This is a genomic window from Arthrobacter sp. 05N33_2, from assembly GCF_056397425.1.
Genome location: NZ_JBFTNJ010000001.1, coordinates 406,505 through 421,483, shown reverse-complemented (window position 1 = coordinate 421,483; position 14,979 = coordinate 406,505). Strand labels below are relative to the sequence as shown.

14 protein-coding genes and 2 tRNA genes are annotated in these 14,979 nt (G+C 65.7%); 10 read left to right on the top strand and 6 right to left on the bottom strand.

What is annotated here, in order from left to right; all coding sequences use genetic code 11:
* Positions 1–30 precede the first annotated feature (30 nt).
* The 5 genes from gyrA (at position 31) to AC1DHX_RS01950 (ending at position 3,904) form a co-directional block, all read left to right on the top strand.
* Complete coding sequence (gyrA, locus tag AC1DHX_RS01970; protein WP_476850707.1) at positions 31–2,769, top strand: DNA gyrase subunit A; 2,739 nt, start codon at positions 31–33, stop codon at positions 2,767–2,769.
* Complete coding sequence (locus AC1DHX_RS01965; protein WP_243178157.1) at positions 2,766–3,398, top strand: DUF3566 domain-containing protein; 633 nt, start codon at positions 2,766–2,768, stop codon at positions 3,396–3,398. Before gyrA ends, AC1DHX_RS01965 begins: the two co-directional genes overlap by 4 nt.
* A 98-nt stretch (positions 3,399–3,496) precedes the next feature.
* Positions 3,497–3,570 (top strand) — tRNA-Ile (locus AC1DHX_RS01960).
* 63 nt (positions 3,571–3,633) lie between these two features.
* On the top strand, positions 3,634–3,756 hold the full coding sequence (locus AC1DHX_RS01955; protein WP_308288829.1) for a DLW-39 family protein: 123 nt from the start codon (positions 3,634–3,636) through the stop codon (positions 3,754–3,756).
* A 72-nt stretch (positions 3,757–3,828) separates the two neighbouring features.
* Positions 3,829–3,904, top strand: a tRNA-Ala gene (locus AC1DHX_RS01950).
* Positions 3,905–3,962: 58 nt separating this feature from the next.
* Here AC1DHX_RS01950 and AC1DHX_RS01945 read toward each other — a convergent pair.
* Positions 3,963–4,331, bottom strand: a complete 369-nt coding sequence (locus AC1DHX_RS01945; protein ID WP_230006371.1) for a cupin domain-containing protein — start codon at positions 4,329–4,331, stop codon at positions 3,963–3,965.
* A gap of 131 nt (positions 4,332–4,462) precedes the next feature.
* On the opposite strand from AC1DHX_RS01945, the gene AC1DHX_RS01940 reads away from it, so the two are divergent.
* Positions 4,463–5,392 carry a DMT family transporter gene (locus AC1DHX_RS01940; protein ID WP_476850708.1) on the top strand — a complete coding sequence of 310 codons (930 nt, stop codon included), beginning with the start codon at positions 4,463–4,465 and terminating at the stop codon, positions 5,390–5,392.
* A 54-nt stretch (positions 5,393–5,446) separates the two neighbouring features.
* On the opposite strand, the gene AC1DHX_RS01935 is transcribed toward AC1DHX_RS01940, so the two are convergent.
* Positions 5,447–6,319: a glycosyltransferase family 2 protein gene (locus tag AC1DHX_RS01935; RefSeq protein WP_476859646.1), complete on the bottom strand. Its 873-nt coding sequence runs from the start codon at positions 6,317–6,319 to the stop codon at positions 5,447–5,449.
* Positions 6,320–6,507: 188 nt separating this feature from the next.
* Positions 6,508–7,506, bottom strand: a complete 999-nt coding sequence (locus tag AC1DHX_RS01930; RefSeq protein WP_230011606.1) for a hypothetical protein — start codon at positions 7,504–7,506, stop codon at positions 6,508–6,510.
* A gap of 155 nt (positions 7,507–7,661) precedes the next feature.
* Between AC1DHX_RS01930 and AC1DHX_RS01925 the strand changes: the two genes are divergently transcribed.
* Positions 7,662–8,207, top strand: coding sequence for a peptidylprolyl isomerase (locus tag AC1DHX_RS01925; protein WP_026538031.1), 546 nt, complete (start codon positions 7,662–7,664; stop codon positions 8,205–8,207).
* A gap of 9 nt (positions 8,208–8,216) precedes the next feature.
* On the top strand, positions 8,217–9,086 hold the full coding sequence (locus tag AC1DHX_RS01920) for a rhomboid family intramembrane serine protease (RefSeq protein ID WP_028278236.1): 870 nt from the start codon (positions 8,217–8,219) through the stop codon (positions 9,084–9,086).
* Between the two features lie 1,127 nt (positions 9,087–10,213).
* Here AC1DHX_RS01920 and AC1DHX_RS01915 read toward each other — a convergent pair.
* Positions 10,214–10,819 (bottom strand): DNA-3-methyladenine glycosylase I, encoded by a 606-nt coding sequence (locus AC1DHX_RS01915; protein WP_476859647.1) that lies wholly within the window; start codon positions 10,817–10,819, stop codon positions 10,214–10,216.
* A gap of 105 nt (positions 10,820–10,924) precedes the next feature.
* A complete protein-coding gene (locus AC1DHX_RS01910; protein ID WP_028278234.1) occupies positions 10,925–11,179 on the bottom strand; it encodes a cell division protein CrgA in 255 nt (84 codons plus the stop codon).
* Positions 11,180–11,356: 177 nt separating this feature from the next.
* Between AC1DHX_RS01910 and AC1DHX_RS01905 the strand changes: the two genes are divergently transcribed.
* Together AC1DHX_RS01905 and AC1DHX_RS01900 are read left to right on the top strand one after the other, a co-directional pair.
* Positions 11,357–12,124 (top strand): class E sortase, encoded by a 768-nt coding sequence (locus AC1DHX_RS01905; protein WP_476859648.1) that lies wholly within the window; start codon positions 11,357–11,359, stop codon positions 12,122–12,124.
* A 170-nt stretch (positions 12,125–12,294) separates the two neighbouring features.
* Positions 12,295–12,936, top strand: coding sequence for an anthranilate synthase component II (locus tag AC1DHX_RS01900; protein ID WP_476856755.1), 642 nt, complete (start codon positions 12,295–12,297; stop codon positions 12,934–12,936).
* A gap of 63 nt (positions 12,937–12,999) precedes the next feature.
* On the opposite strand, the gene pknB is transcribed toward AC1DHX_RS01900, so the two are convergent.
* A complete protein-coding gene (gene pknB / locus AC1DHX_RS01895) occupies positions 13,000–14,973 on the bottom strand; it encodes a Stk1 family PASTA domain-containing Ser/Thr kinase (RefSeq protein WP_476859649.1) in 1,974 nt (657 codons plus the stop codon).
* Positions 14,974–14,979 lie beyond the last annotated feature (6 nt).

Genomic DNA, 14,979 nt, shown 5'->3' with positions numbered 1-14,979 from the left:
GATATATACCTGAAACGGAAAATATAGACTATGAGTGACGAAACACCAGAGGTGCCGGCCGGCTCCGAGCCCGTCCTTGAAGGCGCCATCCTCGATGGCGACGTACTGACCGACCGCGTCGAGCAGGTGGACCTGCAGACCGAAATGCAGCGCTCCTACCTCGACTACGCCATGGCTGTGATCGTGGGCCGTGCCCTGCCGGATGTCCGCGACGGCCTCAAGCCCGTCCACCGCCGCGTGCTCTATGCGATGTTCGACGGCGGCTACCGCCCGGAACGCTCCTTCAACAAGTGTGCCCGCGTGGTGGGCGAGGTCATGGGCCAGTACCACCCGCACGGCGACACCGCGATCTACGACGCCCTGGTCCGCCTGATCCAGGACTGGACCATGCGCTACCCGCTGGCACTGGGCCAGGGCAACTTCGGCTCGCCCGGCAACGACGGCGCGGCCGCCCCGCGGTACACCGAAACCAAGATGGCGCCGCTGGCCATGGAGATGGTCCGGGACATCGACGAGGAAACCGTCGACTTCCAGGACAACTACGACGGCAAGAACCAGGAGCCGACCATCCTGCCGGCCCGGTTCCCGAACCTGCTGGTGAACGGTTCCTCGGGCATCGCCGTCGGCATGGCCACCAACATCCCGCCGCACAACCTCCGTGAGGTCGCCGACGGTGTGCAGTGGTACTTGGCCAACCCGACCGCCAGCCGCGAAGAGCTGCTCGAAGAGCTGATCCAGCGCGTCAAGGGACCGGACTTCCCGACCGGCGCCACGATCCTGGGCCACAAGGGCATCGAGGACGCCTACCGCACGGGCCGCGGCTCCATCACGATGCGCGCCGTGGTCAACGTCGAGGAACTCCAGGGCCGCACGTGCCTGGTGGTCACCGAGCTGCCGTACCAGGCCAACCCGGACAACCTGGCCATCAAGATCGCCGAACTCGTCAAGGACGGCAAGATCTCCGGCATCGCCGACCTCCGCGACGAGACCTCGGGCCGCACCGGCCAGCGACTGGTGATCGTGCTCAAGCGCGACGCCGTGGCCAAGGTGGTGCTGAACAACCTCTACAAGCACACCCAGCTGCAGGACAACTTCGCCGCCAACATGCTCGCGATCGTCGACGGCGTGCCGCGCACGCTCAGCCTCGATGCCTTCATCCGGCACTGGGTCACGCACCAGATGGACGTCATTGCCCGCCGCACCCGGTACCGGCTGCGGAAGGCGGAGGAGGAAGCGCACATCCTGCGGGCCCTTCTCAAGGCGCTGGATGCGCTCGATGAGGTCATTGCCCTGATCCGTGCGTCCACCACCACCGAAGCGGCCCGCGACGGGCTGATGGAGCTGCTGGACATCGACGAGGTGCAGGCCCGGGCCATCCTGGACATGCAGCTGCGCCGGCTCGCCGCCTTGGAGCGCCAGAAGATCCAGGACAAGCACGCCGAACTTGAGGCCCTGATCGTCGAATACAACTCGATCCTGGCCTCGGAGGAGCGCCAGCGCGAGATCATCAGCACCGAACTCTCGGAGATCGTGGCCAAGCACGGCGATGACCGCCGCACCAAGGTCCTGCTGGGCTACGACGGCGACATGTCCATCGAGGATCTGATCCCCGAGGAGGAAATGGTCGTCACCATTACCCGCGGCGGCTACGTCAAGCGCACCCGCAGCGACAACTACCGCTCGCAGCAGCGCGGCGGCAAGGGCATCAAGGGCGCGCAGCTGCGCGGCGACGACGTCGTCGAACACTTCTTCGTCACCACCACCCACCACTGGCTGCTCTTCTTCACCAACCTGGGCCGGGTCTACCGCGCCAAGGCGTACGAGCTCGTGGAAGCCGGCCGCGACGCCAAGGGCCAGCACGTGGCAAACCTGATGGCGTTCCAGCCGGACGAGCACATCGCCCAGGTGCTGGACCTGCGCGACTACCAGCACGCCCCGTACCTGGTGCTCGCCACCAAACGCGGCCTCGTCAAAAAGACCCGTCTGGAGGACTACGACACCAACCGGTCCGCCGGCGTCATCGCCATCAACCTGCGCGACGGCGATGAGCTTGTCTCGGCCCAGCTGGTGTCCGAGACCGATGACCTCATGCTGGTCTCCCGCAAGGGCCAGTCCGTCCGCTTCACCGCGACGGACGATGCGCTGCGCCCGATGGGCCGTGCCACCTCGGGCGTGACCGGCATGAAGTTCCGCGAGGACGACGAACTGCTGGCGGCCGACGTCGTGCAGGACGGTTCGTTTGTCTTCATTGTCACCGAAGGCGGCTTCGCCAAGCGGACCGCTGTGGAGGAATACCGCCTCCAGGGCCGCGGCGGCCTTGGCATCAAGGTGGGCAAGTACCAGGAAGAACGCGGCCACCTCGTCGGGGCCCTCATTGTCAACGAGGAAGACGAAGTCCTGGTGGTCATGGAAGGCGGCAAGGTGGTCCGCTCGTCGGTCAGCGGCGTGCCGGCCAAGGGCCGCGACACCATGGGCGTGATCTTTGCCAAGCCGGACAAGAACGACCGCATCATCGCCGTCGCGCGCAACAGCGAACGCGGGCTCGAAGTCGAGGAACCGGCCGAGGGTCAAGATGCCGGTGAAGACACCGGCGAAAATACCGCAGACGTGACCGAAAATCGGGCATCCACGCCCGATGACGTAACGTTGGCTGAAGATGGCGGACTGCATGAGGAGTCCGCAGCGGCAGAATCAGTACCGGCCCCGGAGTCAGATGAGTCATCAGGCAATGCCGAGCTGGACGAAGACAATACCGGAGGTAACGAGTGAGTAATTCCGACTCATATCCCAAGCCGAGCAGCGGCGTGCCGAGCGGAGTGCGGCAGCCCGCCGCCGCACCGCGCGTAGGCGCCCCCTCGCGTCCGCAGCAGCGCCCCGGCGTGTCCGGCGCAGCCACGGGAACGGGCCAGCGGCCCGCCGCACCCGGCCAGCGCCCCACGGTCCCCGGCCAGCGCCCAGCCGTCCCGGGGCAGCGCCCCGCCCAGTCCGGCGGGCAAGGCACTGCCGGGCTGATCAAGCCCGCTCCCAAGGCCAAGGTGCGCCGTGCCCGGCTGCTGGTCAGCAAGGTGGACCCCTGGTCCGTGCTGAAAATGGCCTTCCTGCTCTCCGTAGCGCTGGGAATCGTCACCGTCGTGGCGGCGATCGTGCTCTGGACCGTCCTGGACCTGACCGGGATCTTTGACCAGGTGGACAGCCTGCTCGGGACCCTCGCGGGCTCTGAAGGCGGCGGCTTCGAATTGAAGAAGGTGGCATCCCTGGGCCAGGTGGCTTCATTCGCCACCATCATCGCCGTGATCAATGTGGTGCTGCTGACGGCGTTGTCGATGCTTTCGGCGGTGCTCTACAACATTGCCGCGACGCTCGTCGGCGGCATCGGCGTGACCCTCACGGACGACTAATTCCCGTACTTTTCCGCGGATTCCCGCGGAAAAAGGCCTCGATTTGAGATCGGGCCGGGATGTGCTGTACAGTCATATCTCGGCCCGATGAGGCATCGGGGCGTATAGCTCAGGCGGTTAGAGCGCTTCGCTGATAACGAAGAGGTCCCAGGTTCAAGTCCTGGTACGCCCACGGAACCTGTACTGGTTCTGGCAGAGGTTAGTGAAGGTTCGTCCATGACAGAACCGGAACGGGGTGCATGTGAAGAAGTTGCTGGTTATCGCAGCCACGGTCGCAGGCGTCCTCCTCTACAGGAAAGTGCAGGAATCCGAAGCCCGGAAAGTGGTCTGGAGCAATTCAACCGATACGGTTGACTAGCCCGGAATCTGGGGATGGAAGCTGGAAACCGGCTCTCCGGACCTAGGGTATGATTGTCTGGTTGCTTCTTATGGGGGCATGGCGCAATTGGTAGCGCACCTGCTTTGCAAGCAGGGGGTTCGGGGTTCGAGTCCCCGTGCCTCCACCATAGGAAAAGCCCCGGACAGCGGAAACGCTGTCCGGGGCTTTTTTCATGCCTTCCCCACTCACTCCTTCGGCTTGGCGTAGTCCGCCATCCCTTGCCAGTCGATATACACGTAGGGCTCGTCGCCGAGGACCCAGGCGTCGTGGCCCGGCGGAATCACACCGAAGTCGCCGGGCCCGAATTCGAGTTCTTCGCCGTCGTCCATGACGACTTTGATGCGGCCGGAAATCGTGTAGCCGGTATGGCTGGCCATGCAGCTGTCAGTTTTGGCGATCGGCTTGACGTGGTCTGACCATTTCCAGCCCGGAAGGAAGGTGGCCCGTCCAACCGGGCCGGCCTCGAGGTTGACGAGATCCACCTGACCCATGCCCTCGGCAACGGGGCGCGTCTCTTCGGGATCGTCCAGGCTCTTGCGGATCATTGACGCCATGATGGTCTCCTTCTTCGATGATGGCGAGACCGGAACGTGAGACCGCGCCTTAAGATTGGCACCGCGGTATGCACCCGTCAAGGAGCAGCGGCCGTAAGGGCCCCTGCTGTCCGTCCCATTAGTGTTGGAGCGTGAACTTCTTACTTGCGGCCGTAGGCGTGCTGGGTGTGGCCTCGTCGGGGCCCCTCATTGCCGCCACGCTGGGCGCCACGTCGGTCAGTGCCCTCGCCATCGCTTTCTGGCGCAACGCCATTGGAGCAGTCGTGATGGCCGGTCCGGTTGTGGTCCGCAACCCCCGTCAGTTCGGAAAGGTGACCGGAGCCGAGTTCCGCTGGTCGCTCGCCGCGGCGGTGGCCCTGGCCCTGCACTTCGCGTGCTTCATTACCTCCCTGCAGCTGACGTCGGTCGCGGCGGCGACGGCGCTGGTGTGCCTTCAGTCAGGCTGGATCGCGATCTTCCAACTCTTCCGGGGAGTCCGGTTCCGCTGGCCGGTCCTGGTAGGGCTGGGGCTCGCCTTCGGCGGTGTCGTGACAATCACCGGTTTTGATATGGGTTCCTCGCCCGAGGCGCTTGTGGGCGATCTCCTGGCCGTCGCCGGCGGCGCCCTGGCGGGCATCTACACGCTCGCCGGAGGCAAGGCGCGGCAGAGCATGGGCACCGGCGTCTATACGACCCTGTGCTACGGCATGTGCGCCGCGATTGTGGCGGGGATGGCGCTGTTGGCTGGACAGCCGCTGGCAGGGTTCGAAGCCACCGGCTGGCTGGGGATCCTCGCCATTACCGTGTGCGCACAGCTGGTGGGGCACACCGCGTTCAACTATCTGCTGGCGACCATGAGCCCGCTGCTGGTGTCCATGATCATCCTGCTGGAAATCCCCGGAGCGGCGCTCCTGGCCGCAGCCTTCCTGGACGAGACGCTGCCGGCCGGAACCTACGCGGGGCTGGCGATGATCCTGGTGGGGCTCGCCGTCGTGGTCCTGGGGCAGCGAGGCTCACGCTCCGCCCGGAGAACGGGCGAGGGAGCCGGTGAAGAGCGGCTGGCGGAGCTCGGCACCGACTAGGCCGCTCCCGGCGGCCGCATCTCCCGGTGGCCGCGTGGCCGCCGTCATTGGCCGCTATTGGCCGCCGCGGCGGGCCGGCTGGGGAACGTTTACCGTGTGGATGGCACGGAGCAGTTTCGCCGGGAAGTAGACCGAGAAGAAGACCACCATGGGCGCCTTCAGTGCCATCTTCTTGACGTTGTGGGCCTTGTAGGTGCGGTCAAAGCGCGTCACGTAGTAGCGGTAATCCCGCGGCGAGTCCTCCAGTCGCCGGGCCGACATGCCCGAGATCATCTGCGGCCAGTACTGGATCCGGAGCTCGTGATCGGCCAGGTGCAGCGACAGATCGATGTCCTCGTGCATCTCGTCCCGCTCGTCGCGGCAGGCTTCTGTGCGGATGGTCTCCCAGGCCGAGCGGCGCATTGCCATGTTGGACCCGAAGAGGAAGTGATACTGGTGCTTGGCAAGCCTGAGCATCAGTTGGCGCATTTTGTCGTCGGCCTTGAGCCCGAACCGGCGCATGGGCATGTCGTAATAGACCACCGGACCGGTCGCAGCGTGCACAGACTCGTCGGCGAAGGCCTTCTGCACCTGCTCCACCCAGTCCGGTTCCAGCACGGAATCGGCGTCGATCCGGCCGAGGATATCGCCCGTGGCGTGGTCCAAACCGAAATTGCGTGTGGGGATGAGCCCCTGGTCGCGGTCCTGGCTGAGCAGGATGATCGGGCTCTCCGGATACTCCAGCTGCATCTGCCGCACGATTTCCGCCGTGCGGTCCTTGGACAGGTTGTCCACCACAATGATTTCGTGAGCGGGCACCGACTGGTAAACCGCGGCGATCAGACACTGCCGGATGACGCTTTCCTCGTTGTACGCCGGGATGACGATAGACACAGCCGGCGGCGAAGCAAGGAGCAAGGCATCCTGGGGTGATCTATGGGGTGACATCACCACAAATTTAGCATCTAGCCTGGCATTTCAAGCCGGACCGTGACGTGCCTGCGGAGGCCGCGTCAAACAAAAGGAGGGATCCCGCACCGTGGCGGAATCCCTCCTTGGGAGAGTGCAGGTCACCTGCCGGCAGCGGGACTGCCCGGCGCAGGGTCTCGACTCAGCCGGCCTGTGCCGGCCAGGTTCTACTTGCCGGGCTTGTCTGCGCCGTTGTTCAGGCTGGCCGCGATGTTGCGTACGGCCGTTTTGGCGTCGGTGGCAACCTTGTCGGCGGCCTCAGCGGCGTTGCCGGCGGCGTCCTTGGCCGTTTCCGTGGCTTTGTCCGCCGCGGTGGCTGCGGAATCGGAAGCCTCCTTGGATGCCTCAGCCGCGGAGTCCGCTGCCGCTACAGTCGCGGAACCGGCCTTGTCGGCGGCGTCCTTCAGCGATTCGCCGGCCGGGGCGGCCGTGGGGGCGGGCTTTACCGGCGTCGGTACCTTCCAGGGGTCCTCCACCGGCCTGGACGCCCGCCAGGCGGCGACACCGGCTGCAACGGCGGCAGCGATGATGCCGAAGATCAGCAGGCCGCGGTGCTTGGGCTTCTGCTGCTTGGCGAGCTTGGCATTAGCCGTCTTGGTGACCTCATTGGCGGCCGCCTTGATGTTCTTGCTGGCGTTCTTGCCTGCCTTTTTGGCGTGTCCCTTGACGGCCTGGGCCTGCGTCTGGACGCCGGTGACAACACCGGAATCAACAAGCTTCTGTGCGACGGCGTCCACGTGGGCCGGGGCGTTTTCCAACGTGCGGTGGACGGCCACGGAAGCCTGCCCGATCTGGTCGGAAAGCCTGGGCAGGTACTCGACAACTACCCGGTCGCGTGCATTGGCGATGACCGGGGCTGCCTTGTCCACAGCTTCGTGCAGGCGCGGGGTCGCGCTGTCCGCGGCATCGTGGATCCTCGGCGCCAGCTGGGCCAGGCCATCCTGAAGGCGGGGAGTGACAGTGGCAACGCCGCCGGCCAGATTGTGGGCCGCCGACTTGAGGCCCTCCTGGATCTTGGGAGAGGCGGTGTCCAGTCCGTGCTGCAGGCGGGGAACAGCCCAGTTCACGGCAGCCTCAACCCGCGGGGCCGCCCAATCCTTGGCGCTGTCTACTCCGGTGCTGACTGACTGCTCCAAGTCACGGGCAATACGATCCGTTTTCTTCACAACTACCTCCCGATTAATGTGACGGTTCTGCTGTTAGCCTACGTGTCTAGGAACGCACCGGCTATTCTTCAGGCCGATTTCCAGTGGATTTCACCCAGCGCGGAACTGACTGTGCGGCCCCATGCGGGCGTAGCCGTCATGGAAGAATGGGCCCTATGACTGCCAACGCAACCGCAAAAGCCACTATCCACACGAGCCTCGGCGACATCGTCGTCAACCTCTTTGGCAACCACGCGCCGAAGACCGTCGACAACTTCGTCGGGCTGGCCACCGGTGAGAAGGCCTGGACCCACCCGGAAACGGGCGAGGACAAGACCGGCACGCCGCTCTACAACGGCACCATCTTCCACCGCATCATCAAGGACTTCATGATCCAGGCCGGCGATCCCCTGGGCCGCGGCACCGGTGGACCGGGCTACAAGTTCGACGATGAGATCCACCCGGAACTGACTTTCAACGAGCCGTACAAGCTGGCCATGGCCAACGCCGGCGTCCAGATGGGCCGCGGCACCAACGGCTCGCAGTTCTTCATCACCACCATCCCCACCGGCTGGCTGCAGGGCAAGCACAGCATCTTCGGTGAGGTCGCCGACGACGAATCCAAGAAGGTCGTCGACGCGATCGAAGGCGTCCGCACCGGCATGGGCGACCGCCCCGTCGAGGATGTCACCATTAACAGCATTGACATCGAAAAGCTCTAACCCACCACCATGAGCTACGGAATTCCGGCGGCAGAGCCGTCCGCAGAGGTCCCGGTATGCCCCAGGCACCCGGACCGGCCCGCCTATGTGCGTTGCCAGCGGTGCGGGCGCCCTGCGTGCCCCGACTGCCAGCGGGCGGCCGCCGTCGGATTCCAATGCGTTGACTGTGTCAACGAAACCAAGCGCACGACGCCGGCCGTCAGGACCGTCTACGGCGGCGCTGTGACCGCCGGCAAACCCGTGGTCACTTACGTGATCATCGCGCTGTGTGCCCTTGTCTATGCGCTGCAGTGGATAGTCCCCAACGACGGGATTTACCAGCAACTGGCCTACGCTCCCGCCCTGACCGGCGTTGAACCGTGGCGGATGCTCACCTCGGCGTTCCTGCACTCGCAGGGATTCCTGCTCCACATCGTCCTGAACATGTACACGCTGTGGATATTCGGCCAGATCCTTGAGCCGCTGCTGGGCCACGCCCGCTTCCTGGCCATCTACCTGCTCTCGGCCGTCGGAGGCTCCGTCGGCTTCCTCCTGCTGACCCCGGTGTATCCGGTGAACGGCCCGGTGGGCCTCGTCGGCGCCTCCGGCGCCATCTTCGGCCTGTTTGGCGCCCTGCTGGTGGTCCAGCGCCAGCGCGGCGGTGAAGTCCGCCAGCTCCTGGTCCTGATTGCCATCAACGGCGTCATCGGCTTCATGGTCCCGCAGATCGCCTGGCAGGCCCATCTTGGCGGCCTCGTCACCGGCGCCCTGAGCGCCGCCGTGATTGCCTACACCCCCCGCGGCCCGCGGCAGACCCTGCTGCAGGCCATCGGCCTCGCGGTGGTCCTGGCCTTGGTGATCGCCGTGTCCGTCGTGCGGATGGCCGGCGCCGGCGCTTAGCCCGCTCCTGCCGAAGTCCCCGGCCGCAATCGGCCGTAACCGGCCGGAATTGAACGCCCGGCCCCTTCACTCTTTTCCAGTGTTTCCCTCGCTGGTGTTCCTTGGCTGTTCCCTCCGCTTTGTGGATCTTTCCCCCTGTACACCCGGGCCGCGCCCCGAACCTGAAATCACAGGTGCGGATCCGAGAGTTTTCCACAGCGGTTATCCACATTGTTAATAACTTACAAGCGTGTAGTTCACTGTGACGACCCGGTTCTGACCGCCCGGGCTGGCGATTATCCAGCTTGCAGGCGATGCTGCCGACCCGATCTCCACACCTGTGGATAACTTCTGTGGGTTGCCCTGTGAGTAAGTGGACAACTGTGCCCGCCCAGGCCCTGTTGCCTGGCGCCGGGCGGCACCAGCCCTGTTCCGGCCCTGCGCCGCGGGCACCCCAGGGAGTACTCCACAGAACGGTGCCACGGGCACACCAGGGACCGGTGCCTCAGGACCTCCAGGCGGCGCCGCGTCTCCCCGACGTTCTCCCAGCGCCGTCGCCCCCACAGGGCCCGCGCGCGGCGGCGGCAGGTCGCGACGGGCCGTGGGACGGCCGCGGTGTGTGTTTCAACAGGGTTATTCACAGTGTTAATAACTTGATGGTCTGAGCATCCGCGGGATTTAACCCGGCTCATGGCCCGGCAGAGGGGGTTGCGGCTCCGATGCGCCGCCTGTTATCCCCAGCTGTGGATAACTTGTGGGTAGTGGGCTGTTATTAAGTGGATAACTCGTCCGGTGCAGCTGTGGTCGGGACGGGCCACAATGTCGGGAGGCCGGCCTGCCCCGAGGCGGCACCGAGGCTGCCGTGAGCCGGCCGTGCGGCGGCCGTGCGGCGGGACGGCGGTGCCATCCGCGGCCTGTTGCCGGGATCAGGGAACTTGTCCACAGGAAATCCACACTGTTAATAACTTACAGCCGTGTAATTCAGGGCAGGCCGGGGATCTCAAAAGTGGCTTTGCGCCCCGCTGTGGCCTCGGAACCCGACTGAACCGCATGAAGACCCGGAAACTTATGAACAGTGTGGATAAGTTTCCCCAGACTTGTGCACAGCTGTGGATAATGAGGCGGGACCTCGCCGGGTCGCCGCCGGGTCAATGTGGCCAGACGCCCGATGACCCGCGCCGGTGGCTGTCCAGCAGATGGGTGTCCACCATTCCGATGGCCTCCATGAGCGCGAACATCGTGGTGGGCCCCACGAAGGCGAAGCCCTTCTTGCGCAGCGCCTTGGAGAGCGCGACGGACTCGGCCGAGGTGGTGGGGACCTCATCCAGGGAGTTCGGCCGGGGTGTGGCGGGCGGCTGGAACGCCCATACGAAGTCAGCCAGGCCGCCGTCGTCCCTCAACGCCAGAGTAGCGCGGGCATTGGTGATGGTTGCCTGGATCTTCAGCCGGTTCCGGACGATCCCGGCATCGAGCATGAGCCGCTCCACATCGGCGTCCGTGAAGCGCGCCACCAGTTCCGGGTCGAACTCCTTGAAAGCCGCGCGGAAAGAGGGCCGCTTGCGCAGGATTGTCGCCCATGAAAGCCCCGCCTGGAATCCCTCGAGGCTGATGCGTTCGTAGAGGCCCTGTTCGTCCCGGACGGGCATGCCCCATTCGGAGTCGTAATACTCGCGCAGCATGGGATCCACGGCGGCCCACGCCGGCCGCGCCAGTCCGTCGTCGCCAATGGTCGAGCCGTTTACTGCCGGGGTCATCTGGATTCCTTCGCTGGGCCGGGACTAGTGCTGTGGGTTAACGGCGACGGGCCGGCACACTGTGTGTACCGGCCCGTCAGGGATCTGCGCCGCGCGGGCCTGGTGTCAGGAACGCCAGCGTGTGGTCATCAGGAAGCCGATGATCGCGATTCCGAAGCCGGCGACGATGTTCAACGAGCCCCAAGCCTGAACCGGGAAGGCGCCCTCTGTGATGTAGAACGTGATGATCCACAGCAGGCCAATGATCATCAGGCCAAACATGACGGGCTTGAACCAGACCGGATTGGGCTTGTAGGCCTCCGCGGCAGAAGTCTGCGGGGCCACACGGGCAGTCCTTTTACGCGGCTTCGACTCGGGCACTGATCCTCCTTGGCGGGCTGGAACAAGAGCGGCCAACGTGGCTTGGTATCCTGCAGGAAGCGAGCCCCCGCCGGCCAACGTGCTCTTGGTCGAGCTTGAATTCTTGTGTCGCACAATTCTAGCTGTAGTTCCGGCCACGCCGTGGACCCGCGCAACCGTCCTGGAGGAGAACCCGCAGTGCTGGAGTTGGAGCAGGAATCCGGCCGGACGGCGCGCAGCCGCCGCGGGCTGCTCCTGCGCTCCATCCACGTCGCGGGCGAGCTGCTCCTGACCGTGGGCGTCATTGTCCTGCTCTTTGTAGCCTGGCAGTTGTGGTGGACGAATGTGGCCTCCGACGCCCGGCAGCGCGAGGCGGTGCACGACTTTGCCCGCGGGATTGGAACAGCCGCTCCCGCAGCGCCGCCTCTGCCGTCGGCTGTTGCCCCGGATCCCGCCGTCGCGCCCGAACCGGCCGAGGGCGCGACCATCGGCATCCTGTATGTTCCCCGTTTCGGCGCCGGATACACGCGTCCAATCGTTCAGGGAACCACTCCGGCGGTGTTGGACACGCTGGGCATCGGGCACTATCAGGGCACGGCCATGCCAGGGGCTGCGGGAAACTTCGCCCTGGCAGGGCACCGGCAGACCCACGGCGCCGTCCTGGACCATATCGACGCCCTGGTGCCCGGGGACCGGATCTACGTCCAGACCCGTGAGGGCTACTATGTCTACGTGTTCCGGAACAGCCAGACAGTCCTCCCCTCGCGGACCGATGTGCTGTTGCCGGTGCCGATGCGGCCGGGCGCCGCGCCGACAGAGAGCTACCTGACCATGACGAGCTGCAACCCGCGGTTTGGCTCCGAGGAACGCTTTGTGGCCTACGCCCTGCTGGAGCGGTGGCAGTCCCTTTCGGCTGGACCGCCGGCTGAAATTTCCCGGGCGGCCCGCGCGGCCGGGGAAGGCTGACGAATGTATGGCTGGCTTTTCCGCCGCCTTCCCGGGCCCTTGTGGCTCAGGATTGCGACCGCGCTGGTGCTGGCGGCCGGAGCACTGGTATTGATGGTTCAGTTCCTTTTTCCCTGGCTGGCGCAATTCACCCAGTTAACAGATTCAACGATTGGTTCGGCAAGGCACCCATGAGCACAACGAAGATCCTGGTCGTAGACAACTACGACAGCTTTGTCTACACCCTGGTCGGCTATCTCCAGGAGCTCGGTGCGGAGACCACCGTAGTCCGCAACGACGACGTCACGCTCGCCGAGGCGATCGAAATGGCCGAGGCGCGGGACGGGGTCCTTATCTCTCCCGGTCCGGGGAATCCAGCCGGGGCCGGCGTCTGCATTGAGCTGATCAAGTGGTGCGGCAGCTACGACAAGCCCATGCTGGGTGTCTGCCTGGGGCACCAGGCGCTGGCGGAGGCCTACGGCGGAACCGTGACGCACGCTCCCGAACTGATGCACGGCAAGACTTCCCTCGTCGAACACCATGGAACCAGCGTCTTTGCGGGGCTCCCGTCGCCCCTCACGGCCACCCGCTACCATTCGCTGGCCGCTGTCCGCGAGAGCATCCCGGAGGTCCTGGAGATCACCGCGGAAACGGGCACCGGTGTGGTGATGGGCCTGCAGCACCGCACCGCCCCGCTGTGCGGCGTCCAGTTCCACCCGGAATCCGTCCTGACCGAAGGCGGCTACCAGATGCTCGGCAACTGGCTGGAGTCACTGGGCATGGCGGGCGCTGCCGAACGGGCAGCGGACCTGAGCCCGCTCATCAAACACTGACCCGGCAGGCACTGAAAGCGCGGGCGCGGCGGTAGCCGGCACCTTAGGTTTTTCCCGACCGGGTTAGGGGAACAGTCCGCCCAGGGCCGCGTCCTCTTTGGACGCGCTCTTGGTCGGCGTCGGTGTGGGCGACGGCGGGGGCGGCGGCGGCGCCGGTGCCTTCGCCACGGTCACGGTAATGGTCTTGCCCTGTTCGACGAGCGAATCCGCGGCATCGGCCTGGCCTGTCACCTTGCCCGGAGCCACCTGGGAGTTCTCCACCTCGGTGGCCTTGAGCACCAGGCCCTGTTCCTTCAGTTTCGCCTCCGCCTCCGCCAGCGGCAGCCCGATCAGCTGCGGCACAGCCACCTTGCCGGTGGAGACGACGATTTCGACCGCGTCCGCCACGGCCACAATCTGGCCGGGGGCCGGGTTGGTGGTGATGACAATGCCGACCGGAACCGTGGGGTTGTTGGACATCTTGGTGGTGAGGGCGCCAGTCAGCCCCGTTTGGTGGAGAAGATCGCGGGCTGCCGCCTCGGTCCGGCCGGGCAGGTCCGTCGGGATGGTGATCGCGCTGGGGCCCTCGGAGATGTTGAGGATGATGTCCGAGTTGGCGTCCATGGAACTCCCCGACGTCGGCACGGTGCCAATCGCGGTGCCTTTGGGAATGCTCTCGTGCTGCAGCCGTTGGAGCTGTGGCTTGAAACCTGCATTGTACAGCCTTTGCAGGGCCTCTGATTCCGTCAGGGACGTCACCGTGGGAACCAGTACCTTGGTTGCCTGCGGCGGGGCCTGATTCATGAGGTTGTACAGCCACAGGCCGCCGCCGGCCAGCACCAGCAGTGTGAGGACCACGAGCGTCGCGATCCAGGTGCGGCGGCGCGTCTTCTGGCGCGGGGTGTGCTCGCGTTCGACCGGCAGTGCCAGTGGCAGGCTGCCGGTGTCCGCAATGCCATAGAGTTCGGTGCCAGCCGGCTGCAGCACTTCCTCGTCGTCGGGTATTTCTTCGGCGGGCCGCAGCCGGCCGCCGGGGGAATCGTCGAGGAACTTGGCGCCGGTCAGGGAGAAAGCTGCCGTGGGCGCCAGGGGGTCGTGCCGGGGAACCTCGTTGGTGGGGTCGGTGGGGGCCTCGCTGGCGGACGGCGCCGTCACCGGAACGCCGCTGCGCGCGGCCCGCAGGGCGCGGCGGAAGGCGGCGGCGTCCTGGAAACGGTCGGCGCGGTTCTTCTGCAGGGCCTTCATCAACACGCTGTCCAGCGCGGCGGAGACTTCGGGATTGAGGCTGCTGGCGGGCTCGGGGATCTCGCGAACGTGCTGGTAGGCCACGGAGACGGGGCTGTCGCCGATGAAGGGCGGCCGGCCGGTCAGCATCTCGTAGAGAAGGCATCCGGCGGAGTACAGGTCGCTGCGCGCGTCGACGGCTTCGCCCCGCGCCTGTTCCGGGGACAGGTACTGCGCCGTGCCGACGACGGCCTGCGTCTGTGTCATGGTAGCGGACGAATCCGCAATGGCGCGGGCGATTCCGAAGTCCATGACCTTGACGCTGTTTGAATCGGGGCAAAACATCACGTTGGCCGGCTTGATGTCGCGGTGCACGATCCCGGCCTTGTGGCTGTAATCGAGCGCGGACAGCACGCCCAGGGTGAAGTCGATCGCCTGGTCGATGGTGACGTCCTTGGCCCGCACCATGTCGCGGATGGTCTTGCCGGAAACGAACTCCATCACGATGTAGGGCACCCGGACGCTGTCGTCGTGGTCACCGGGGACCGCGTGGTCCCCGGTGTCGAAGACAGCCACGATCGAGGGGTGGTTGAGTGCCGCGACAGCCTGGGCCTCGCGCTTGAAGCGGGCCTGGAACTGCGGATCCCGGGCCAGGTCCGGGCGCAGCAGCTTGACGGCCACGGTACGTCCCAGCCGGGTATCGAGGCCGCGGAAAACATCCGCCATGCCGCCACGGCCGATCAGCTCACCCAGCTCATAGCGCCCGCTGAGGACGCGCTGCGTGTTCGCCGGGCGTTCCTCCCTGTGCGACGGAGTGCGGGGTGTATTGCTCATGATCGT